This window comes from Sphingomonas flavida (assembly GCF_036663655.1).
Lineage (GTDB): Bacteria > Pseudomonadota > Alphaproteobacteria > Sphingomonadales > Sphingomonadaceae > Sphingomonas.
Genome location: NZ_JAXOJH010000002.1, coordinates 393417 through 414717, shown reverse-complemented (window position 1 = coordinate 414717; position 21301 = coordinate 393417). Strand labels below are relative to the sequence as shown.

21 protein-coding genes, 1 tRNA gene and 1 pseudogene are annotated in these 21301 nt (G+C 66.4%); 14 read left to right on the top strand and 9 right to left on the bottom strand.

The window, feature by feature from the left end; all coding sequences use genetic code 11:
* Positions 1 to 5 precede the first annotated feature (5 nt).
* From ubiB to U1703_RS04090, 7 genes are read left to right on the top strand one after another with little or no spacing between them, the layout of a single operon-like run.
* A complete protein-coding gene (gene ubiB / locus U1703_RS04120) occupies positions 6 to 1541 on the top strand; it encodes a 2-polyprenylphenol 6-hydroxylase (RefSeq protein WP_332784685.1) in 1536 nt (511 codons plus the stop codon).
* Between the two features lie 16 nt (positions 1542 to 1557).
* The gene (locus U1703_RS04115; protein WP_332784684.1) at positions 1558 to 2664 is read left to right on the top strand and encodes a hypothetical protein; all 1107 of its coding nucleotides are present in this window, start codon (positions 1558 to 1560) and stop codon (positions 2662 to 2664) included.
* Positions 2661 to 3848 (top strand): bifunctional phosphopantothenoylcysteine decarboxylase/phosphopantothenate--cysteine ligase CoaBC, encoded by a 1188-nt coding sequence (coaBC, locus tag U1703_RS04110; RefSeq protein ID WP_332784683.1) that lies wholly within the window; start codon positions 2661 to 2663, stop codon positions 3846 to 3848. The genes U1703_RS04115 and coaBC overlap by 4 nt, the downstream gene beginning before the upstream one ends.
* Positions 3845 to 4294 carry a dUTP diphosphatase gene (gene dut, locus U1703_RS04105; protein ID WP_320452522.1) on the top strand — a complete coding sequence of 150 codons (450 nt, stop codon included), beginning with the start codon at positions 3845 to 3847 and terminating at the stop codon, positions 4292 to 4294. The genes coaBC and dut overlap by 4 nt, the downstream gene beginning before the upstream one ends.
* Positions 4291 to 4689, top strand: a complete 399-nt coding sequence (locus U1703_RS04100) for a hypothetical protein (protein ID WP_332784682.1) — start codon at positions 4291 to 4293, stop codon at positions 4687 to 4689. Before dut ends, U1703_RS04100 begins: the two co-directional genes overlap by 4 nt.
* Entirely contained in the window at positions 4686 to 5453 is a 768-nt protein-coding gene (locus tag U1703_RS04095; RefSeq protein WP_332784723.1) for a HesA/MoeB/ThiF family protein, read from the top strand. The genes U1703_RS04100 and U1703_RS04095 overlap by 4 nt, the downstream gene beginning before the upstream one ends.
* The gene (locus tag U1703_RS04090; protein ID WP_332784681.1) at positions 5450 to 5800 is read left to right on the top strand and encodes a hypothetical protein; all 351 of its coding nucleotides are present in this window, start codon (positions 5450 to 5452) and stop codon (positions 5798 to 5800) included. The genes U1703_RS04095 and U1703_RS04090 overlap by 4 nt, the downstream gene beginning before the upstream one ends.
* A 228-nt stretch (positions 5801 to 6028) precedes the next feature.
* Here U1703_RS04090 and galU read toward each other — a convergent pair whose 3' ends face one another.
* Complete coding sequence (gene galU / locus U1703_RS04085; RefSeq protein WP_320452525.1) at positions 6029 to 6889, bottom strand: UTP--glucose-1-phosphate uridylyltransferase GalU; 861 nt, start codon at positions 6887 to 6889, stop codon at positions 6029 to 6031.
* A gap of 112 nt (positions 6890 to 7001) precedes the next feature.
* Between galU and wecB the strand changes: the two genes are divergently transcribed.
* The 4 genes from wecB (at position 7002) to U1703_RS04065 (ending at position 10644) form a co-directional block, all read left to right on the top strand.
* The gene (gene wecB, locus U1703_RS04080; RefSeq protein ID WP_332784680.1) at positions 7002 to 8132 is read left to right on the top strand and encodes a non-hydrolyzing UDP-N-acetylglucosamine 2-epimerase; all 1131 of its coding nucleotides are present in this window, start codon (positions 7002 to 7004) and stop codon (positions 8130 to 8132) included.
* Positions 8116 to 9378: a UDP-N-acetyl-D-mannosamine dehydrogenase gene (gene wecC, locus U1703_RS04075; protein WP_332784679.1), complete on the top strand. Its 1263-nt coding sequence runs from the start codon at positions 8116 to 8118 to the stop codon at positions 9376 to 9378. The genes wecB and wecC overlap by 17 nt, the downstream gene beginning before the upstream one ends.
* 72 nt (positions 9379 to 9450) lie before the next feature.
* Entirely contained in the window at positions 9451 to 10209 is a 759-nt protein-coding gene (locus U1703_RS04070; RefSeq protein ID WP_332784678.1) for a metallophosphoesterase family protein, read from the top strand.
* 195 nt (positions 10210 to 10404) lie between these two features.
* Positions 10405 to 10644: a hypothetical protein gene (locus tag U1703_RS04065; RefSeq protein WP_320452529.1), complete on the top strand. Its 240-nt coding sequence runs from the start codon at positions 10405 to 10407 to the stop codon at positions 10642 to 10644.
* An 817-nt stretch (positions 10645 to 11461) separates the two neighbouring features.
* Here U1703_RS04065 and U1703_RS04060 read toward each other — a convergent pair.
* Positions 11462 to 12031, bottom strand: coding sequence for an FKBP-type peptidyl-prolyl cis-trans isomerase (locus tag U1703_RS04060; RefSeq protein ID WP_332784677.1), 570 nt, complete (start codon positions 12029 to 12031; stop codon positions 11462 to 11464).
* 163 nt (positions 12032 to 12194) lie between these two features.
* Positions 12195 to 12401 (bottom strand): 30S ribosomal protein S21, encoded by a 207-nt coding sequence (gene rpsU, locus U1703_RS04055; RefSeq protein WP_007404630.1) that lies wholly within the window; start codon positions 12399 to 12401, stop codon positions 12195 to 12197.
* Positions 12402 to 12823: 422 nt separating this feature from the next.
* On the opposite strand from rpsU, the gene cysS reads away from it, so the two are divergent.
* Positions 12824 to 14281, top strand: a complete 1458-nt coding sequence (gene cysS, locus U1703_RS04050; RefSeq protein WP_332784676.1) for a cysteine--tRNA ligase — start codon at positions 12824 to 12826, stop codon at positions 14279 to 14281.
* Positions 14282 to 14460: 179 nt separating this feature from the next.
* On the opposite strand, the gene U1703_RS04045 is transcribed toward cysS, so the two are convergent.
* The 3 genes from U1703_RS04045 to U1703_RS04035 form a co-directional block, all read right to left on the bottom strand.
* Positions 14461 to 14775, bottom strand: a complete 315-nt coding sequence (locus U1703_RS04045; RefSeq protein ID WP_320452532.1) for a hypothetical protein — start codon at positions 14773 to 14775, stop codon at positions 14461 to 14463.
* A 158-nt stretch (positions 14776 to 14933) separates the two neighbouring features.
* Positions 14934 to 16736, bottom strand: coding sequence for a methyl-accepting chemotaxis protein (locus U1703_RS04040; RefSeq protein ID WP_332784675.1), 1803 nt, complete (start codon positions 16734 to 16736; stop codon positions 14934 to 14936).
* A gap of 151 nt (positions 16737 to 16887) precedes the next feature.
* Complete coding sequence (locus U1703_RS04035; protein ID WP_332784674.1) at positions 16888 to 17919, bottom strand: M48 family metalloprotease; 1032 nt, start codon at positions 17917 to 17919, stop codon at positions 16888 to 16890.
* A gap of 195 nt (positions 17920 to 18114) precedes the next feature.
* Here U1703_RS04035 and U1703_RS04030 point away from each other — a divergent pair, with 195 nt between their 5' ends.
* Together U1703_RS04030 and U1703_RS04025 are read left to right on the top strand one after the other, a co-directional pair.
* Positions 18115 to 19488 carry a class II 3-deoxy-7-phosphoheptulonate synthase gene (locus U1703_RS04030; RefSeq protein ID WP_320452535.1) on the top strand — a complete coding sequence of 458 codons (1374 nt, stop codon included), beginning with the start codon at positions 18115 to 18117 and terminating at the stop codon, positions 19486 to 19488.
* A 125-nt stretch (positions 19489 to 19613) separates the two neighbouring features.
* Positions 19614 to 19688: transfer RNA gene (locus U1703_RS04025), tRNA-Glu, on the top strand.
* Between the two features lie 184 nt (positions 19689 to 19872).
* On the opposite strand, the pseudogene U1703_RS04020 reads toward U1703_RS04025, so the two are convergent.
* From U1703_RS04020 to U1703_RS04010, 3 genes and pseudogenes are all read right to left on the bottom strand, one after another.
* A pseudogene (locus tag U1703_RS04020) lies at positions 19873 to 20073 on the bottom strand (integrase core domain-containing protein); the annotation flags it as partial.
* Positions 20074 to 20105: 32 nt separating this feature from the next.
* Positions 20106 to 20231 carry a hypothetical protein gene (locus tag U1703_RS04015; protein WP_332784673.1) on the bottom strand — a complete coding sequence of 42 codons (126 nt, stop codon included), beginning with the start codon at positions 20229 to 20231 and terminating at the stop codon, positions 20106 to 20108.
* 104 nt (positions 20232 to 20335) lie between these two features.
* Complete coding sequence (locus U1703_RS04010; protein ID WP_332784672.1) at positions 20336 to 21298, bottom strand: glycosyltransferase family 2 protein; 963 nt, start codon at positions 21296 to 21298, stop codon at positions 20336 to 20338.
* Positions 21299 to 21301 lie beyond the last annotated feature (3 nt).

The window sequence follows — 21301 nt, the reverse complement described above, 5'->3', positions numbered from 1 at the left end:
GCCCTGTGACCCAGCCGGTGGTGCATCTGTGGCGTCTGCTCAAATGGGGGCGGACGCTGGCGCGGCATGGCGCGCTGCGCGGGATCGAGCGCGATCCCCATACGCCTGCGCCCGTGCGGCGGCTGGCCCGCGTCGCCCGCTTCGGCACGCGCCAGCCCGCCAAGCCCGCCTATGCCGATGCGTTCCAGGCGATCGGCCCGGCGGCGATCAAGCTGGGCCAGACGTTGGCGACCCGCCCCGACCTGGTCGGCGACGACGCCGCGCACGACCTGCTGCGGCTTCAGGACCAGCTGCCCCCGGTGCCCTTCGCGACGATCTGCGCCGCGATGGAAGCCAGCATGGGCCGCCCGCCCTCGCACTTCTTCGCCTCGATCGAGGAAACCCCGGTCGGCGCCGCCTCGATCGCGCAGGTGCATCGTGCCGTCACCACCGATGGCCGCACCGTCGCGGTCAAGGTGCTGCGCCCCGGCGTCGAGGAAGACTTCGCCCGCGCCATCGACACCTATCAATGGGCCGCCGCCCAGGTGGAAGGGATGAGCGGCGAGGCGGCGCGCCTGCGCCCGCGCCTGACGGTCGAGAATTTCCGGCGCTGGACGCTGCGCGAGCTGAACTTCCGGCGCGAGGCGGCCTCGGCCTCCGAACTGGCCGAAGCGATGACCGCCGAGCCCGATTTCATGGTTCCGAAGATCGACTGGCAGCGCTCGACAGCGAAGGTGCTGACGGTCGAGTGGGTCGACGGTATCAAGCTGTCCAACCGCCCGGCGCTGGTCGAGGCGGGATACGACCTGCCGCACCTGGCCCAGACGCTGGTCCGCGCCTTTCTGCGCCAGGCGATCGCGGAAGGATTCTTCCACGCCGACATGCACCAGGGCAATCTGTTCGCCCTGCCCGGCAACAAGATCGCCGCGATCGACTTCGGCATCATGGGCCGGATCGACCGGCGTGCACGGGTCTGGCTGGCCGAGATCCTCTATGGCCTGATCACCGGCAACTACAAGCGCGTCGCCGAGATTCATTTCGAGGCGGGGTACGTCCCCGCCCATCACAATGTCGCCGAGTTCGCCACCGCGCTGCGTGCGGTGGGCGAGCCGATGCGCGGGTTGCCGGTCAAGGACATGTCGATCGGCATGATGCTCGACGGCCTGTTCTCGATCACGCGCGACTTCGACATGGTGACGCAGCCGCACCTGCTGCTGCTGCAAAAGACGATGGTGATGGTCGAGGGCGTGGCGACCAGCCTCGACCCGAACATCAACCTGTGGGACTCGGCGGCTCCCTTCGTCCGCGAATGGATCCGCACCGAGCTGGGCCCCGAGGCCAAGATCGCCGACCGGCTGATCGAGGATGTGCAGACGCTGGCCCGCCTGCCCGAACTGGTCCGCCGGATCGAGGCGCGCTACCCCGCGCCCGGTGGCGAGCCTCCCGCCCCGCCGCTCAAGCAGATCGAGGTCGTGCGGATCGGCGGCGGCTGGCGCTACGCGCTGTTGTCGATGCTGTCGGCGGCGGCGGGCGTGGCGGCGACGCTGGCCGTGCTCCGGTAAGGCCACAGGGGTCAGGATGCAGGGCACAGCGCCCCCCGCCCCGCTCCGCCGCACGATCCGGCCGCTCTGGTTGAGCCAGCCGGGACGTTTGACGGGCCTGTCGCCGATGCTGGCGCGGGGCGTCCTGGCGCTGCTGATCCTGCTGGTCGCGATCGGCTATGCCACGCAAGGGGCGTTCGAGCCGGTGGCCGAGCGCCTGGCCCCGGTGACGACCACGATCCTGGACCATGTCCGGCATGGCCAGTCCTATTATCCCGCCGCCCTGGATGCGTTGCGCGACAATGAGCGGGCGCTGCGGCCCGATCTGTTCGCGGTGCCGCTGCCCGCCCTGTTCGTCACGCTCGCCGCACTGCCGCCTTTGGTGTGGCGCGGTGCGATGCTACTGTTGGGCCTGATGGTGATTGCGGGCTGGCTGCGGCGGGTGGTGCCCGTTCTGGAAGGGCAGATGGCCACCGCGCTGCTGGCCGTCCTGCTGATCGCGGGGCTGGTTCCGCTCGCGGACCTGCCGATGGTGACCGTACCCGAAAGCTGGGCCGGGATTCTGATCGCCCTCTCACTCGTCCAGCGACGGCCGGAGGGCGGCACCAGCGCGGCGGCGTTGGGTCTGGCCGCGATGATCCTGACCCCGATGGCGCTGCCCCATGCGATCGTCATGCTGGTGCTCGCGGCGCGGGCGGGTGCACGGCGTGAGGCGATCGGCTGGGTCGTCGCGCTGGCCATCGCGCTGCTGGTGCTGGCGGCGCATGGCCAGGCCCTGTCCGGGCTGGTGTCGGCGATCGATCCGGCGATGGACGGCCCCTTCCATCCCATCGCACCCGGCACGCTGATCGCGTCGATTGCCGCGACCCATGCGGTCGATTTCCTGCCGATGGCGGTCGTCGTGCCGCTGGCGGTGCTGGCCGCACTGGGCTGGGTGCATTGGCGGCAACCGGTGGCGCGGCGGGTAGGGGCGACGATGATCGTCTATGCATTGCTGGCAGCGGTAACCGGATCGCCCGCCATGGTGCTGGGCCTGTCGCCCCTGTTCTTCCTTGGCATCGTCTTCGCGCCCGACGGCATACGGGACCTGGTCCTGGCCGCACGCGACCGGCGGCGCATCACCGTAACGCGAGTCGTGCGATGAGCCATATCCTGTTGATCGTCGGCGGTGGCATCGCCGCCTATAAGTCCTGCGAACTGATCCGCCTGCTTCGCAAGGCGGGGCATGGCGTCCGCTGCGTCCTGACCGAGGGGGGCAGCCATTTCGTCACGCCGATGACGCTGGCCGCGCTGTCCGAAAACCAGGTTTTCACCACTTTGTGGGACCTGAAGGACGAGGCCGAGATGGGACATATCAAGCTCAGCCGCGAGGCCGACCTGATCGTCGTCGCCCCCGGCACCGCCGACCTGATGGCACGCATGGCGGGCGGCCATGCCGATGACCTGGCGACGACGTTGCTGCTGGCGACCGACACGCCGGTGCTGGTCGCGCCCGCGATGAACGTACGTATGTGGCTGCACCCTGCGACGCAGCGCAACGTCGCACAGCTTCGCGCCGACGGCATCGACGTGATGACCCCGGACGAGGGCATGATGGCCTGCGGCGAATTCGGCCCCGGCCGCCTGCCCGAGCCGTCCGCCATCATGGCCGCAATCGCCGCGAAGCTGGCCCCCGCACACCGTCCGCTGGCGGGACGCCACATACTGGTCACGGCGGGTCCGACCCACGAACCGATCGACCCGGTCCGCTACATCGCCAACCGCTCGTCGGGGCGACAGGGCTTTGCGGTGGCGGGCGCGCTCGCCGATCTGGGTGCACGCGTCACGCTGGTCGCCGGGCCGGTGACCTTGCCGACCCCGGCGGGCGTCACCCGCGTCGATGTCGAAACCGCACGCCAGATGGCCGATGCGGTGGCGGCCGCGCTGCCCGCCGATGCCGCCGTGATGGTTGCCGCCGTTGCCGATTGGCGGGTCGAGGCGGCGGGGCAGAAGGTGAAGAAGGACGGCGGCGCGACACCCGCGCTGGCGCTGGTCGAGAATCCCGACATCCTCGCCACCGTCGCGGCCTCGCCCGACCGGCCGGAACTGGTGGTGGGCTTTGCCGCCGAGACCGAGAACGTCATCGAACACGCCGTCGCCAAGCGCCTGCGCAAGCGCGCCGATTGGATCGTCGCCAACGACGTGTCGGGCGACGTGTTCGGCGGCGAGGCGAACCGGGTCCACCTGGTCACCGCCGATGGCGTGGAAAGCTGGGAGCGGATGGCCAAAGGCGACGTCGCCAGGGGGCTCGCGCAACGCATCGCGGATGCGCTACAAGGGCGACCATGACGCTTGCACCGATTTCCATTGCCCTCAAACGCTTGCCCCATGGCGAAGGGCTTCCGCTCCCCGCTTATGCGACGCCCGGCGCGGCGGGCATGGACGTGGTCGCCGCCGAGTCGCTGACGCTGGAACCCGGCAAACGGGTCGCCGTGGCGACTGGTTTCTCCATCGCGATTCCGCCCGGTTACGAGGTGCAGGTGCGCCCGCGCTCGGGCCTTGCGCTGAAGAACGGCATCACCTGCCTCAACACCCCCGGCACCATCGACGAGGATTATCGCGGCGAGGTGAAGGTGATCCTCGCCAATCTGGGCGAGCAGCCGTTCGAAGTCGTGCGCGGCGAGCGTATCGCCCAGCTGGTCCCCGCCCCGGTCCAGCGCGCCACGCTGGTGGAAGTCGACCAGCTCGACTCGACGCAGCGGGGTGACGGCGGCTTCGGATCGACCGGTCGATGATCGCTCCGCTGCTGCTCGCTGCGCTCGTCCAGGTGACGCTGCCCCCCGCCGCCGCAACCGAGCCGCCGCACGACTGGTCGACGCTGACAGCCATCACCCTGCCCCCGGCCGAGCCCGACATGGTCCGCTTCGTTCGGGGCGAGGTGGCGGCGGGCCGCTGTCCCCGGTCGCGGCAGGTCGATGGCCAGAATGTCCTGGTCGTGCCGCTGGCCGTACGGATCAGTGCCGCCGACGCTGGCGCCGAGAACGTGGTGCCGCTGGCGATCGGCTGCCCCACGGTCGAGCAATATAGCGCGGGCGTGACCCAGCGGATGATCCGTCACCTGGCGCACCGCACGATGATGGAGGGCGATCGCTGGTATCGCACCGTCATCACCTATACATGGCCGGGATGATCCTGACCGACGACGAACTGGCCCGCTATGCCCGCCACATGGTGCTGCGTGAATTTGGCGGAAGTGGGCAGATCCGGTTGAAACAGGGCCGGGTCGCGGTGATCGGTGCAGGCGGCATCGGCTCGCCCGCAATGCAGTATCTCGCCGCCGCCGGGGTCGGTGCGCTGACCCTGATCGACGACGACGTGGTCGAGCCGTCCAATCTGCAGCGCCAGACGATCTTCACCACCGACGATTGCGGCACCCCCAAGGTGGACGCCGCCGCCGCGCGGGTCGCGCGACTGAACCCGCATGTCGCGGTGACGGTGCACCGCACGCGCGTCACGCCCCAAAACGTCGCCTCACTGATCGAGGGGGCCGACGTGGTCCTCGACGGATGCGACAATTTCGCCACCCGGCTGGCGGTGGCGGACACCGCACTGGCGCTGCGCATTCCGCTGGTGTCCGCTGCGGTCGGACAGTTCGAGGGGCAGTTGGCGCTCTATCGCGGGTGGGAGGCGGACAAGCCCTGTTACCGCTGTTTCGTAGGGGACACGGCGGACCAGGACGGGCTGACCTGTGCCGATGACGGTGTGCTGGGGCCGGTGACAGGCATCATGGGCAGCCTGGCCGCACTGGAAACGCTACGCGCTATTGCGCCGTTCGGGCGCGATACGGCGGGCAGCATCCTGATCGCCGACCTGCTCGGTCTGCGCTTCCGCACGCTTGCCCTACCCAAGGACCCCGGCTGTCGCTGTGCGCAACCTCATGCGGTGGCGGCATGAGCGCCCGCCCCGCGCCACCGCCCGGCTGGTTCGACTGGACTGGTGACAAGGGCTGGATCGGCCAGATCACCGGCCTGCCCGACAGCACGCTGCACGCCTATGCGGGCATGGCGATCCTGACCCTGTCGGCGCTGATCCTGCGGCGCAAGCCCTGGGACTGGCGCTGCTGGCTAACCGTGCTGATCATCGAGACGATCAACGAAGCCTATGACCTGCTCCAACCCTTCTACGCCACCGACGAGGGCAATCTGCCTGCGAGCTGGTTCGACGTCTGGAATACGATGCTGTGCCCGACGGTGATCCTGCTGACCTTCGGCTGGCTCGCCCGGCGGGGGGAACGGCCATAGGGAGACCCAATCCTCCCCATCTCCGATGGGGAGGGGGACCGCCGGGCGTCAGCCCGGGGGTGGAGGGGCAGACCCCATACGGGCCGAAACACCGTCGCCAAGGCAGCTCTGCCCCTCCACCACCCGGCTTTGCCGGGCGGTCCCCCTCCCCAAGCAAGCTTGGAGAGGAATAAGAAGGGGCGGTGGCCTTTCGGCCCCGCCCCTCTTCCACGACCCGATAAACCCGGATCAGCCGAGCAAGGTCTTGGCGAACTCCCGCACCACGGGACCGATGTCGTCGCGTGCTAGGCCCAGCGCCAGGTTCGCGGTCAGCCAGCCCGCCTTGTCGCCGCAGTCGTAACGCTGACCATCAAAGGTAAAGCCGTGGAAAGGCTGGTTGCCGATCAGCTTGGCCATCGCGTCGGTCAGCTGGATCTCGCCGCCCGCGCCCGGTTCCTGCGCGTCGAGGATCTGCATCACCTCGGGCTGCAGGATGTAGCGGCCGGGGATCATGAGGTTCGACGGCGCCTTGCCCTTGGGCTTTTCGACCAGCGCGGTCACTTCGGTCAGGCGACCGTCCTGCTTGCCGGGCGAGATGATGCCGTACTTGTCGGTCTCGCTGTCGGGCACTTCGAGTGCGCCGATGACGTTGCCGCCGACCTGATCATAGGCCTCGACCATCTGCTTCATGAAGCCGCCGACCATCAACTCGTCGGGCAGCAGCACCGCGAACGGCTCGTCGCCGACGATCTCGCGCGCGCACCACACCGCATGGCCCAGGCCCAGCGGTTCCTGCTGACGGACATAGACGGGCGAGCCGGGCTTCTGGCGGATGGACTCGATGACGGACAGGCTCTTGCCGCGCGCCTTCATCGTCGCTTCCAGCTCGTAGGAGATGTCGAAATGATCCTCCAGCGCGCCCTTGCCGCGCCCGGTGACGAAGATGATCTGCTCGATCCCTGCCTCCAGCGCTTCCTCGACCGCGTACTGGATCAGCGGCTTGTCGACGACCGTCAACATCTCCTTGGGCATAGACTTGGTCGCCGGCAGGAACCGCGTGCCCAGACCCGCCACCGGAAATACCGCCTTGCGAACCTTCTTGATCGTCATGAAACCTCCCTGAATCATTTCGTCCTTAACCATATGTTGCGTAGCGACATAGCCCATTGCGGGGCCTATGCGGTTAGGGTGTCCTTAAAAACGACAGGTTATGAATCGGCCGATGACAGCTGCACCGATCCTCATCGTTTTCGGCACAAGGCCCGAAGCGATCAAACTGTTCCCGGTAATCAATGACCTGGCGCAAAGCGGCGCGGCACCGGTGCGAATCTGCGTCACGGCGCAGCATCGCGGCATGCTGGATCAGGTGCTCGATATCGCCGGACTGAAGCCCGATCACGATCTGGACCTCATGGAGCCGGGCCAGTCGCTCGACCGGCTGACCGCACGGCTGCTCACCGGCCTTGGTGAGGTCATGGATGCCGAACGGCCTGCGATGGTCGTCGTGCAGGGCGATACCGCCACCGCCATGGCGGGTGCGCTGGCGGCCTATTATCGCAAGGTCCCGGTGGCGCATGTCGAGGCCGGGCTGCGCTCGGGCGACATCTACCAGCCCTGGCCCGAAGAGGTGAACCGGCGGATGATCGCGCCGATCGCCGCGCTGCATTTCGCGCCCACTGACACGGCGGCGGGTGCGTTGAAGGCCGAGGGGATCGACCCGGCGCGGATCCACGTCACCGGCAACAGCGTGATCGATGCACTGCACTGGACGAAGGAACGGATCGCCGCCGACCCCGCCCTGGCCGGGGGGCTCGACGCCGTGCTGGACCGACTGGCGGGCAAGCGGATCGTCCTGGTTACGACCCACCGGCGGGAGAATTTCGGCGACGGCATGGCCGCGATCGCCCGCGCGCTGCGCCGGATCGCCGATCGGCCCGATGTCGGCATCCTCTTTCCCGTCCATCCCAACCCCAATGTCGTCGCGGTCATGGACGCGGTGCTGGGCGATCACCCGGCGATCGCGCGCATCGCCCCGCTCGACTATCCGCATTTCGTCCGCGCGCTCGACGCCGCGCATATCGTCCTGACCGACTCGGGTGGAGTACAGGAAGAGGCGCCCGCACTCGGCAAACCGGTCCTCGTGATGCGCGAAACCACCGAACGCCCCGAAGGCGTGGCGGCGGGCACGGCGCGGCTGATCGGCACCGACGAGGACCGCATCGTCGATGAAGTGCTGGCGCTGCTCGACCAGCCCGCCCGCCATGCCGCCATGGCCAAGGCCCACAACCCTTATGGCCGCGGCGATACCGCCCGGCAGATCAGCAGGATCATCGCGCATGCCCTTGGACTCTGAGCTTTCGGTCACGGTGATGGGCCTGGGCTATATCGGCCTGCCCACCGCCGCCGTCATCGCCCGCACCGGTGCCATGGTGACTGGCGTCGACGTTACTCCCTCGGTCGTCGAGACGATCAATTCGGGCCGCGTGCATATCGAGGAGGTCGACCTTGACGGCCTGGTGTCCGGCGTCGTCGCGCGCGGCAGCCTGAAGGCGTCGCTGTCCGTCGCGCCCGCCGATGTCTTCGTCATCGCGGTGCCCACGCCCTTCACCCAGGATCGCCAGCCCGACATCACCTATGTCCTCGATGCCGCGCGCGCCGTCGCACCGGTGCTGAAGACCGGGGACACGGTCATCCTCGAATCGACCTCGCCGGTGGGCACCACCGAAAAGGTCCGCGACCTGATTGCGGAGCTGCGCGCCGACCTGCGGATGCCGGGCGCGGCGCGGCCGGGCGAACAGGCCGATATCGCCATCGCCTATTGCCCCGAACGCGTGTTGCCGGGTCGCATCCTGGTCGAGTTGATCGACAATGACCGGGTGATCGGCGGCATCACGCCGCGTTGCGCCCGCAAGGCCTTGGCCTTTTACCGGCGCTTCGTGCGCGGCGCCTGCGTCACCACCACCGCGCGCGCGGCGGAGATGACGAAGCTGACCGAAAACGCCTTTCGCGACGTCAACATCGCCTTTGCCAACGAATTGAGCCTGGTCGCCGATACGCTGGGCGTCGATGTGTGGGAGGTGATCCGGCTGGCCAATCGCCATCCGCGCGTCAACATCCTGTCGCCCGGCCCCGGCGTCGGCGGGCACTGCATCGCGGTCGACCCGTGGTTCCTGGTGGCAGCCGACCCCGCCAACACGCCGCTGATCCGCACCGCGCGCGAAGTGAACGATGGCAAGACCGAGCATGTCATCGCCACCGCCGCCGCGATGGTCGAGGCGCAGGACGGGCCGGTCGCCTGTCTGGGCCTCGCCTTCAAGGCCAATATCGACGATTTCCGCGAAAGCCCGGCGCTGAAGGTCGCTGCGGCGCTGGCGGCCCGGTTCGGCGAGCGCATTCATATCGTCGAACCCTATGCCACCACCCTGCCCCGCGCCTTTGACGGCACCGGAGCCCGGCTGATCGATATCGACACCGCGCTGGAAACTTGCGAGGCGATGGTCGTTCTGGTCGATCACGATATTTTCCGATCCGTGCCCCTGGACGAGCGGCGAGGCAAGGCGGTCTTGGATACGCGGGGGCTCTGGCCCGACCAGGCCTGACCGTCACGCCGCATTGCACGGGGAAGCGGGGAAGCCTAAGGACAACCGCGAGTTGCGGAAACCAGACCCTTCATGCTTGCCAAGTTACTGAATCTACGAAAGCGCGCGCCGGCCTTCGTGCCGGTCATGGCACCGGGGCGGCGCGTCTATGCGGTCGGCGACATTCATGGTCGCCTCGATCTGCTCGATGACATTCTGGCGAGAATCGACGCCGATCACGCGGCCCGGCCGCCTGCCGAGCGCCATCTGGTGTTCCTGGGCGATCTGGTCGATCGGGGGCCCGATTCCGCGGGCGTGGTCGAGCGCGTCCGCCTGCTCGCCGCTGCCGATCCGCATGTCCATTGCCTGATGGGCAATCATGAAGAGATCTTCCTTCGTGCGATCGATGGCGACGACAAGGCGCTACGCCTGTTCTGCCGGATCGGCGGTCGAGAGACGCTGATAAGCTATGGCGTGAGCGCGGAAGACTATGAGCGGCTGGACTATGCCGAAGTCGCCGACCGCCTGAACGCGCGGGTGCCCGTGGCGCATCGCGATTTCATGGCGGGATTGCAGGAAATCCTGATCATGGGCGACTATGTCTTCGTCCATGCGGGCATCCGCCCCGGCGTGCCGCTGTCCGAGCAGAAGCTGGCCGAAACCCGCTGGATTCGCGACCCCTTTCTCGACCACCGCGCACCGTTGGAAAAGATGGTCGTCCATGGTCACACCGTGGCCGAAGAGGCGGAGATGCTGCCTCATCGAATTGGTATAGATACCGGCGCCTATCACAGCGATCGCCTGACCGCGCTGATGCTGGAAGATGCCACGCGTCATGTTTTTTCCACCTGACGGCTCTTTACCGAGGCGAAACGTTTGCCGGGGCATTCCGTTTAGCGGTAAAGCGCACTATAAGCCGTTGTGCGGCGAAGTAATGTTGCATTGCCGCATCGGTGTGGGAGCATAACTGCCCTACACACGTTGGTAGGGTTGCCATGTCGCGGTCGACGTGCCATGTGCCCACTGACAATTTTAAGGGAGTTCGACATGCGTCTTGGGAAGTTTCTCGTCGCCGCTGCCGCCGTTTCGATGACCGTTGCTCCGGCAATGGCTGCGAATCCGGCTGCCAGCCTTTCGGTTTCGAAGTCGGTTCGCGCTTCGGCCCCGGCTGCTAAGAAGAACGGCCTGGCCGGCGGTGGCATCCTGGTTGCGGTTCTCGCAGCTGCTGCCGTTGTTGCGGGCATCGTCGTGGTCGCCGATTCGGACGACTCGCCGGACAGCAACTAAGTTGCTTCAGCCTTACGGCTGAGAGGAATAGCGGCCTTCGGGCCGCTATTTTTTTTGTCTAGTGAAGATCATAGTACTGATGCCGTCGCCTTGCTCTTGTGATGTGTTGGCGAGACCTACGTATCAACTGACGCCTCCGACATGAATTTGGGATTTTGATCCAGTCAAGCTGAAGCACCGCTCCGACGGGAAGCCGGGACGGCGGGACAATATTTCAGATCAGGTGGATCAAATTCTAGCGACGACTTGGTGGCAGAGGCCAAGTCGACCGTATTGCCGTCCGCCCTGAAGCGTGCTTGTAGAGCTTGGTCCGCAGATTTTGATGCTTCGGCCGATGCATCACCGCTGACCTCTTGCCTTCTCCAGCGCGACCGGGGCCTCCCCCCCACCCTCTGCAAAGCAATGTCGCAAAACCGATGCTCACAGGCCGTTGGCGAGCGTTTGCGGTTAGGCGCAGCCTGCCCCACTTCGTCTTGCAGCGCAGTATAAGTGCCCCTCAGAACGGGGGCGACAGTCCCGGCGCGCTATATTCACTCCTCGCCTTCAAAGGGCGAATAAGGTTTGCTCAGTGCTGTCGACGGGCACATATTCGGTAGATACCCCCCTTCGTCAGACGGCTGATGCCCTCTCCTTGGCGGGAGGACATGGAATAAGGGGTGACGGATCGCAGGGTATAGCCGCAGTGGCCACTGCACGGCGCTGCCTCAAGAATGTGACACAAGGCTGGTTGATGAACGCCGCACATAACAAAATCGCCGGGACCCTTGCGGGCTCCGGCGATCTCGGTTCGATCAAGGCAGGATGTGAGGCTGGTCGATCAGCGGGGCGACGGCGCGCCGGGAGCGCCGCCGGGTGCCCCACCGGGCATACTGCCCATCATCGACTGCTGTGCCTGCATCTGCCGCAGCACCGACTCGGGGATGAAGTCGATCAACTCGACATCGAAGACGAGCATCGAATTCGCCGGGATCGGGCCGTTGGCACGATCACCATAACCGAGCTTGGCGGGCAGCCAGAACCGGTACTTCGAACCCTTGGGCATCAGCTTCAGCGCTTCCGCGAAGCCTGGCAGCACACTCGAAAGCGGCATCGGCGTCGGCTGCTTGGAAGCGTCGAAGACCGTGCCGTCGATCAGACGGCCGGTATAGTTGACCAGCGCCACGTCGGTCGCGGTCGGGTGCGCGCCACCCTGACCGGGCTCGATCACCTTGTACTGAAGACCCGAAGCGGTCGTCACCACGCCCGCACCACGCGCTTCACGCAGCAGGGCGGCATCGCCCTGACGCGCCAAGAGCGCGGCCACGACGAGAGCGACGGCCACCGCCACCCATATCCAGACCAGATAGGAACGCCGGACGGGACGAATGGGAACAGCGGTTACGGACATGCCTGCTTCTCGCTTTGTGCGTGGGCGTTCAACGGATCACCCTAAGCGGCAACCCTTAAGGCAAGGGGCCGATTCGCTCTATCGGGAACCGGCCACCGATCGGATCGAGGCCCCGCCCGGGCCGGCATGGCCATCGGGCGGGAGACCTCAATCGCTCGGTCTATTACCGGGCGCCGTCGCGCTCGGCGCGCTTGCGCTCCAGCTTGCGAGCACGACGCACCGCCGCCGCACGCTCACGAGCGCGCTTTTCCGACGGCTTCTCGTAGTGGCGACGGAGCTTCATTTCGCGATACACGCCTTCCCGCTGCAGCTTCTTCTTGAGCGCGCGAAGGGCCTGATCCACATTGTTGTCGCGAACGATGATCTGCATAAAAACGAATTGCTCCGGCAAAACAGGATAAAGCGGCCGCAGAACAACTGTGGCCGCATCGTCGGGCGCTCCTAGCAGCGCGGTAGGGCGATTACAACCCGTTGGATCGCGAATTGCGCCGCCCGATTGGTGAGCGCCCTGGCGAACACGTCGGCCCGACACAATGCCAGCCTCCTGAAATACGCCCTGAAATGAATGCCATTGTCATCCAGCGGTCATGCCGTGGAGAGGCTGACCCGCCTATAAGCACGCCTGTCCGGCTAACTCCCGTATGTCGGACACCCTGACATGTTTCTGTGCTTTATCGGGTGCAGGAACGAAACGGCGCGGTGCCTCCCCTGTCATCGCGCCAGCCCCGGTCCGCCTTCAACCGGACCGGGGCCCTCTTTCGGGCCGCATCCGACATGGCTAAGGCAGGCGGCATGACCGCGACCGCTTCTTCGTCCAGCATCCCGCTGACTCTGTACAACAGCCTGACCCGCCAGCCCGAGACGTTCCGGCCGATCGATCCGGCCAATGTCCGCGTCTATTCCTGCGGTCCGACGGTCTATAACTACGCGCATATCGGCAATTTGCGCGCCTATGTCTTCACCGACACGCTGTCGCGCGTGCTGCGGTGGAAGGGCTGGCCGCTGACCCACATCATCAACATTACCGATGTCGGCCACCTGACCTCCGACGCCGATGCAGGCGACGACAAGATGGAGGCCGCCGCGAAGAAGAGCGGCCAGGATATCTGGGCGATCGCCAGGCATTACACCGATGCCTTCAAGCGAAACCTGAGCGACCTGGGTATCGCCGAGCCGACCCGCTTCCCGCTGGCAACCGAGCATGTGCCGCAGATGATCGACTTCGCCAGGGCGATCGAGGACAAGCACTGCTACCGCCTGCCCGACGGCCTGTATTTCGACGTGACGACGGTGCCCGACTATGGCCGTCTGGCGCGGCATCAGGAGGATGAGGGCGAGAGCCGGATCGATCCGGTCGCGGGCAAGCGGCATCCGGCCGACTTCGCGATCTGGCGCGCCTCCGCGCCGGGCGAGCAGCGCCAGATGGAATGGGACAGCCCATGGGGTCCCGGCGCGCCCGGCTGGCATCTGGAATGCTCGGTGATGAGCAAACAATATCTGGGTGCGCAGTTCGACATCCATACCGGCGGCATCGACCACCGCGAAATCCATCACCCCAACGAGATCGCGCAGAATCAGGCACATAGCTGCACGGCGGACAGCGGCGCCAATATCTGGATGCACAACAACTTCCTGGTCGACCGGACCGGCAAGATGTCCAAGTCGTCGGGCGAGTTCCTGACGCTCCAGGCGCTGATGGACCGTGGCTTCCACCCGCTCGCCTATCGCCTGATGTGCCTGCAGGCGCAGTATCGGTCGGAAATGGAGTTCGGCTGGGACGGCCTGGCCGCGGCACAGGTCCGCCTCAAGCGGCTGGTCCAGACGGTCGAGGGACTGCGCACCCGTGCCGATGCCCCCGAAAAGGGCGACGCGGCCACCTATCGCGAACGGCTGGACGCCGCGCTGTCCGACGATCTCGCGACCCCGCGCGCGCTGCCGGTGCTGGACGAGATGCTGGCCGATAAGAAGCTGTCGCCGGGGGTGCGGCTCGCGGCGCTGGGCGGTTTCGACGCCACGCTGGGGTTGCAGTTGGCGACACTGACTCGCGCCGACCTTCGCCTTCGGCCCAAGGCGGCGACGCTGGACGAGGCGACGATCGAGTCGCATCTGGCCGATCGCCGTGCCGCGCGGGCGGACAAGGATTTCGCCCGCTCCGACGCGATCCGCGACACGCTGCTCGCGGCTGGCGTCGAGGTGATGGACGGCGATCCGCTGGGCTGGGACTGGAAACCGGTGCTGCCGGAGGGCTGATCCGCACCCCTCCCCCTCGCAGGGGAGGTGGCAGGCCGTCAGGTCTGACGGAGGGGTACTATGCTATCGATGGCGGGGACACCCCTCCACCATCCTGCGGATGGTCCCCCTCCCTTTGCAGGAGAGGAATGAAACCCCTGCTCGTCGAACATCGATTGGAACTTGGCAGGAGAAACCGGTCAGCGGCGCCCGCGTGGGGATCGCATTCTCAGGCCGATGAACAGCACGGTCGGCCAGAACATCGTGTTGGCGATATCGCCCAGCGTATCGGCCCAGCGCCACGACCCGTAATGCAGCCGGTCGAGAATCTCGTTGCCCGCCTCGGCCAAGGCGACGCAGGCGAGCGGGATCGGCGTGGCCAGCGACTTGCGGGTCAGGATGCGCGCCAGGAACAGCACCGCCATGCCCGCATGAACGTGCAACAGGCTGTCGGCCATGCCGGTACCGTCGCCGATCCACTGGATGAAATCGGCGTAGCGTTGAGGAATATCCATGGCAGCGGCTTGCCCCGACCGCCCGCGACTTTCAATCCCCGCCCCCTTCCCCCCGCCGCACCCGCACCGCGACGAAGCGCACGGACATGGAAAAGGCCCGCAATCCGCCGGATGGGATCACGGGCCTTCCAGAACCAGAGGGCGGCGTCAGGACACGATCAGAAGCTGCTCCAGTCGTCATCGCTCGGCTTCACGGCCAGATTGCCCTGCACCGGCGCGGCCGCGCGCCGAACCGGAGCGGGGGCCGGGCTGGCGGCGCGACGCATTGGCACGATCGGGGCGGACGGCGCGGCGGCCATCTCGTCGATGCGGAAGCGGTTGATCTGATCGTCCAGCGCATGGGTTTCGGCGGACAATGCGCGGACGGCGGCGGTCACCTCCTCGACCATGGCGGCATTGGCCTGGGTCACGCCGTCCATGTCGTTGATCGCCAGATTGACCTGCTGGATGCTGGTCGCCTGTTCCGACGCGCCGCCCGCGATCGATTCGACCAGCCCGCTGATCTCGTGCATCCCGCTCGCGATCAGGCGCAGCGACTCGTCGGTCCGGTTGGCCAGTTCCACGCCGCTGCGCACCCGGTCGACCGTGGTGGTGATCCGCGCGCTGATATCGCGGGCCGCCTCGGCCGAGCGTTCGGCAAGTGCGCGGACTTCGGAGGCGACGACGGCAAAGCCCTTGCCGGCGTCACCCGCGCGCGCCGCCTCGACGCCCGCGTTCAGCGCCAGCAGGTTGGTCTGGAAGGACAGGCCATCGATCACCGCGATGATGTCGGCGATTTCGTTGGACGAACGTTCGATGTCGCCGATCGCGGAAACGGTGCGGCGAACGATCTCTTCGCTGTGCGCGACATCGCTGCTGGCCTTGCGGACGATGACTTCGGCCGACTGCGCCTTGTTCGCCGCCACCGTCACCGACTGCGCGATCTCGTTCATCGCGGCCGAGGTTTCCTCGATGCTGGCCGCTTGCTGTTCGGCACGGCGGGCCAGATCGTCGGCGGCCTCGTTCATCTCGATCACGCCGCTGTTGATCCCGGAGACATTGACCCGCACCGCCCCCAGCGAACCCGACAGGCGCGACACCGCCGTGTTGAAGTCGCGTTCGATCGCCGCATAGGAGGGCGGGAAGCCCGACAGCCGGGTCGTCAGGTCCGAGTCGGCCAGGCGGCCAAGCGCATGGCCGATACGGTCGACCATCTCATTCTGTTCGGCGTCCGCGCGTGCCTTGGCGACGGCGGCGTCGCGGAACACGACCACGGCGCGCGACATGCTGCCCAGCTCATCGCCTCGCTCGGCATCCGGGACGACAATGTCGTTGCGACCGCGTGCCAGCGTATCCATCACCTCGGTCAGCCGGACGATGGGACGGCCCAGCGCACGCGACAGCATCATCGCCATCGCGATCGCCACGCTGATCATGACCAGGCCACCGATGACCAGGCTCCATTGCCCCGCCCGCAGCGTCGCCTTGCGATCGGCGCGCGCGGCCGTCATCGTGACCTTCATCACGGTGCGCAGATCACGCAACGGCTGCAGGATCGAGGTGACGCGCACCCGCTCGCTATTGGCGCGAAGCCAGGCCTGGGCCCCTTCGCGGTCGGTGCGGCTGCGTGCGATCAGCGGGTCGGAGATGTCACGCCGCCATTCCTGGATCCTGGCATGCGAGTCCGCCGCCTGCGCCTGCGCCTGTGGATTGCTGGCGAGGAACTTGGCCAATATCGCCGCCGCCTCACCCTCGCTGGCGCGCGATTCGTAATATTGCTTCAGATAGTCTTCGTCCCCGGTGATCAGGAAGCCGCGCATCTGACTGTTCTCGCGCTGGACGCCGCCCTCCATGTTCAGCGTGGCGGTATAGGCATCTTGCGCAGCCACACTCTGCGCACTGGTCGATTCGATCCGTGACAGCACCCACCACAAGGTGCCCATCATCACCAGGACGGACAGCAGGACAACGGCGAAGGCCAAACCGATTTTCTTGGGTATGGGCATGGAAGAGAGCATGTGAAATCCCGGCAGGTCGAAAGCCCTGACGCTCCCGATTGCCCCCAACTCTAACCGCCGACTCCAAATAGTTGGTTAAACGCCTGATCGTGCAGGCGCTTGGCGCGCACGCGGATCAATCGAGCGCTTTACCCGACTGGTCGAGCAACGGCGGGCGATAAGGCGTCGGCGCACCCGGAGGGATCGCGGCGATCTCCGCCGCCACCAGCTCGGCGCGCGCCGACGAGGACGGATGGGTCCGGCTGCGGAAGATACCGCCATCGACCTCGCCGCCATGCTCGCGCCAGAAGCGCACCGCATCCTGCGGATCGTAACCCGCGTTGCGCATCAGGACGACGCCCAGCCGATCCGCCTCGGTCTCGGTCTGGCGAAACATCCGCCCGTTGCGCCCGAACTCGGAAAGGATGCCCCGCTTCACCCCCGCCGCATCCAGACGGTCGCGGTGATGCAGGATATTGTGCGAGAATTCGTGCGCGACGACGACCGCGATCATCCGGTCGTCGAACCTCTCGAAGAAGCGCGAACCGATCTGCACGATATCGCCGTCCGCCGAGGCGGTCAGGCCCGGCCCCATCAGCATCTCGAAACGCGACCGGCATCCCGGCTGCGCGGCCACCGTCACCTCCCGCTTCTGCCCCTGGCGGATGATGGTCAGTCGCAGCGGCCGGTCGGCGGGCTCTGCCGCCAGCTGGCGCTGTGCCCCGTCGCGGGTCGCCGTGTTCGCCTGTGCGACACCCGCTGGATTGGGGAGCAGCGGCTTTCCGTCGATCGCCGCGATCGTGTCGTTGGCGAGGATGCCCGCCCTGGCCGCAGCGCTGCCCGGCACCACCGCCTCGACCGCGACGGGCCCTTCAAAGCCGAAGATCGCGGGCAGGTCGCGGCGCACCGCCGGATCATATTGGTCGATCGCATGGATCAGCAGGCCCGGGGTCGGCGCACGGTCGGGACAGATGGCGGCATTGGCCGTCGCCAGCCGCCACGCGATCGCGCCCAGCCGCAGATCGGCATCGCGCATCGCCCCGAACAGCGCGGTGTCGTCGGATTTCGCGATCGACACCAGGGGCGCGGCAGGCGCCCGATCCGGCACCGACAGCAGCAGGGCGGACAGGGCGACGACCGCCGACGACAGGATGGAGCTACGCGACATGGTGCCCCCTGCTAATCCTTCTCTCGGTGATCCGCAAAGCGGGCCGCCGCAATCCGCCACGGCTGGGCGCAAACTCGTATCAGGCGCAACAAAGGGCGTGACTTGGGGGCCCCAAACGCCAACTTCGTTGCGTATGGGCCGGATTCGGCGCATGGGCGATCCCTCATACCAAGAAGACGAAAGAGCAGGACGATCATGGCCGCGAACTGGGCCCCCGAAAGCTGGACCAACGCCGAAGCGCGCCAGCTTCCCCGCTATCCCGACCAGAATGCGCTGGACGCCGCGACCAAGACGCTCGCGACCTATCCGCCGCTGGTCTTTGCGGGCGAGGCGCGCAGCCTGACCGCCGAGCTGGCCGAGGTGGCCGCGGGCCGGGGTTTCCTGCTCCAGGGCGGTGACTGCGCGGAGAGCTTTGCCGAGCATAGCGCCAACAACATCCGCGACACCTTCCGCGTCATCCTGCAGATGGCGGTCGTCCTGACCTTCGCCTCCAAGCTGCCGGTGGTGAAGCTGGGCCGCATGGCGGGCCAGTTCGCCAAGCCGCGCTCGGCCGATACCGAGGTCGTCGGCGGCGTCGAACTGCCCAGCTATCGTGGTGACAATGTCAACGACATCGCCTTCACCCCCGAGGCGCGCATTCCCGATCCCCAGCGGATGCTGCGCTCTTACGCGCAATCGGCCGCCACGTTGAACCTGCTGCGGGCCTTTGCGCAGGGCGGCTATGCGAACCTGCACCAGGTACACCGCTGGACCCACGACTTCATGGGCCGCAGCCCCTGGGCGCAGAAATATAGCGAGATGGCCGACCGCATCGGTGAGGCGCTCGACTTCATGGCGGCGTGCGGCATCGACCCGGCTTCGGTGCCGCAACTGGCGCAGACCAGCTTCTACACCAGCCACGAGGCGCTGCTGCTCCCCTATGAGCAGGCGCTGACCCGGCAGGATTCGCTGACCGGCGACTGGTACGACACCTCGGCTCATTTCCTGTGGATCGGCGACCGCACCCGTTTCGAGGGGTCGTCGCATGTCGAGTTCCTGCGCGGCATCGGCAACCCGATCGGCGTGAAGTGCGGCCCCAGCCTGGAGCCCGAAGCGCTGCTGCGGATGCTCGACACGCTGAACCCCGGTCGCGTGCCGGGGCGCATGACGCTGATCACCCGTTACGGCCATGACAAGATCGAGGCGCATCTGCCCAAGCTCGTCCGCGCCGTCACGCGTGAGGGCCATCCGGTCGTCTGGTCGTGCGATCCGATGCACGGCAACACGATCAAGGCGGCGACCGGTTACAAGACGCGCCCCTTCGACCGCATCCTGGCCGAGGTGCGTGGCTTCTTCGCCGTCCACCGTGCCGAGGGCACCCATGCGGGCGGCATCCATGCCGAGATGACCGGCCAGAACGTCACCGAATGCACCGGCGGCGCGATCGACGTGACCGAACAGTCGCTGGCCGATCGTTACCATACGCATTGCGACCCGCGCCTGAATGCGGGCCAGAGCCTGGAACTGGCCTTCCTGCTGGCCGAGATGCTGAACGAGGAAATGGCGGAGCGCCGCAAGGACGCCGCCTGATCGACATGAAAAGCGCGGGGCGGCAGAGACCGTCGCCCCGCGCTTTTCACATTTCGGTATAATTCGGCCGGGAACCGCTTGACGCCCAACCCCACCCCCGCTAATTGCGCGCCTCCACTGCAAACGGCCCCTTCGTCTAGCGGTTAGGACGTCGCCCTCTCACGGCGAAAACACGAGTTCGATTCTCGTAGGGGTCACCAGCATTCGGCAGATTGGCCGATTTGCTCGGCTTCTCGTCCTGATGGACGCTTCACCCATCCTTGTTCATAAAGGCCCTTCGTCCTCATAGGGTCGATTAGCGTGATCGTCAGTGCATGATCGCCTTGAGCCCCCCCCGATCTATCACCCAGTCCGAAGGCGAGCATCCGGCGTTCATTCGGCGGCGATTTTGGCCGCGGCGTCTGCGAGCGACAGGAAACCGTGGGGGTTCAGCCACTCGTCACGCAGACGGCCGTTGAACGACTCAACAAAGGCATTGTCCGTTGGTTTGCTCGGCCAACTGGAGTCCAGCGTGACGCCGTTCTCATATGCCCAGCGGTAGAGCGCCCTCAAGATGAATTCTAGACCAGTGTTCACGTGAATGGTCCCGGATGCGCTGCCGAATGACGAGGTCCGCGTCATCGCGGCGGCAACCTGCTCATACTTGATGCCTTGTCGACACTCAGGTCAGCGACCAGCTGTTTCAGCTTGCGGTTCTCCTCCTCACGCTGCTTCAGCGCAAAGGCGATCTGCTCTTCCTTCATTCGTGTCTCAGTTCCTTGCCAGCAAGCTTCAGGGCGCCAGAAAACTCACGCTCATATCGGGCAAAAAAGGGGGTGGACGTCACGCTATAGGATCGGCAGCGGCGCTAATCTCGTTGGTCGATCGTGTCCTGCTGCTTGCCGTGGCAAGGAGTCGACCCGACCGGTCTGGATGCCGCATGTCGGCCGGGCATGGTCAACGCCCCCCGCAATTGACATTGGGCCAGACGCCGATTCTGCGCCTGCCGTCGAACTTGTGCGATGGCCCAGCCCGGTGCCATCGCCACCAGAAGCAACGTATTGCGCCAGTCCCGGCGGCGTTCGCGATTGGCGCTCAGGCGCTGGATCTGGACATGGGCCACTCCCGCCTCCCACCGCGTCAGGCCGGCGTTGCACCACCTTGCGATCGACTGCTCGACCAGGATCCTCGACGCGCGCACCTTGTCGATGGCGATGGTGGAGATCAGTTGCCCCGGTGAACGCCTGTACCAGTAATATACGCCCGTTTCGCGCCAGAAGACGCTCCCCTGCCGCAACAGGTCGAGATAGAAGAGAATATCCTGGAAGTAGATCGCGTCCTGGAAGCGGACCGATCCGGTCGCGGCATTGCGGCGATAACTGAACCCACTGGGCCCACCGATCGGGTTCCATGCCATCGTCGTACGGGGAATGATCCCGCTTGGCAGCGCGGGGATGGTCAGCTTTGGCCGTTCGATTGCCTCGCCGAAGCTCAGACCCGCGACCGAGACGCAATCGACCGCAGAATGAGCCGCATAAACCGCAACGACACGCCGGATATAGTCGACGGGCCATAGATCATCGGCGTCGAGGAAGAATATGATCGCACCGGTCGCATGATCCAGCGCGCTGTTCCGCGCGCCGCCGGGGCCCTTCCCCCGCCGATTGTAGACAAAGCGGGTCATCAACCGCCCCGTGATCTCGTCGGGGGGAAGCACGACATGGCGGTCATCGACGGCAATCAGATGCTCGATCTCGCAATCGCAATCCTGCCGCGCGACGGATTGCCGGGCTTCGGTCAGGAAATCATCCAGCGCGAGGGTCGGCGTCACGAC

Bases quoted from the DNA above. Each gene is read 5' to 3' on its own strand.
- coaBC (WP_332784683.1), top strand. From the start codon at position 2,661: ATGAGCCATATCCTGTTGATCGTCGGCGGTGGCATCGCCGCCTATAAG.
- U1703_RS04115 (WP_332784684.1), top strand. From the start codon at position 1,558: ATGCAGGGCACAGCGCCCCCCGCCCCGCTCCGCCGCACGATCCGGCCG.
- U1703_RS04065 (WP_320452529.1), top strand. From the start codon at position 10,405: ATGCGTCTTGGGAAGTTTCTCGTCGCCGCTGCCGCCGTTTCGATGACC.
- U1703_RS04100 (WP_332784682.1), top strand. From the start codon at position 4,291: ATGATCGCTCCGCTGCTGCTCGCTGCGCTCGTCCAGGTGACGCTGCCC.
- U1703_RS04060 (WP_332784677.1), bottom strand. From the start codon at position 12,031: ATGTCCGTAACCGCTGTTCCCATTCGTCCCGTCCGGCGTTCCTATCTG.
- rpsU (WP_007404630.1), bottom strand. From the start codon at position 12,401: ATGCAGATCATCGTTCGCGACAACAATGTGGATCAGGCCCTTCGCGCG.
- U1703_RS04045 (WP_320452532.1), bottom strand. From the start codon at position 14,775: ATGGATATTCCTCAACGCTACGCCGATTTCATCCAGTGGATCGGCGAC.
- U1703_RS04090 (WP_332784681.1), top strand. From the start codon at position 5,450: ATGAGCGCCCGCCCCGCGCCACCGCCCGGCTGGTTCGACTGGACTGGT.
- dut (WP_320452522.1), top strand. From the start codon at position 3,845: ATGACGCTTGCACCGATTTCCATTGCCCTCAAACGCTTGCCCCATGGC.
- cysS (WP_332784676.1), top strand. From the start codon at position 12,824: ATGACCGCGACCGCTTCTTCGTCCAGCATCCCGCTGACTCTGTACAAC.
- U1703_RS04015 (WP_332784673.1), bottom strand. From the start codon at position 20,231: ATGAAGGAAGAGCAGATCGCCTTTGCGCTGAAGCAGCGTGAGGAGGAG.
- U1703_RS04035 (WP_332784674.1), bottom strand. From the start codon at position 17,919: ATGTCGCGTAGCTCCATCCTGTCGTCGGCGGTCGTCGCCCTGTCCGCC.
- wecC (WP_332784679.1), top strand. From the start codon at position 8,116: ATGCCCTTGGACTCTGAGCTTTCGGTCACGGTGATGGGCCTGGGCTAT.
- U1703_RS04095 (WP_332784723.1), top strand. From the start codon at position 4,686: ATGATCCTGACCGACGACGAACTGGCCCGCTATGCCCGCCACATGGTG.
- U1703_RS04070 (WP_332784678.1), top strand. From the start codon at position 9,451: ATGCTTGCCAAGTTACTGAATCTACGAAAGCGCGCGCCGGCCTTCGTG.
- wecB (WP_332784680.1), top strand. From the start codon at position 7,002: ATGACAGCTGCACCGATCCTCATCGTTTTCGGCACAAGGCCCGAAGCG.
- galU (WP_320452525.1), bottom strand. From the start codon at position 6,889: ATGACGATCAAGAAGGTTCGCAAGGCGGTATTTCCGGTGGCGGGTCTG.
- U1703_RS04030 (WP_320452535.1), top strand. From the start codon at position 18,115: ATGGCCGCGAACTGGGCCCCCGAAAGCTGGACCAACGCCGAAGCGCGC.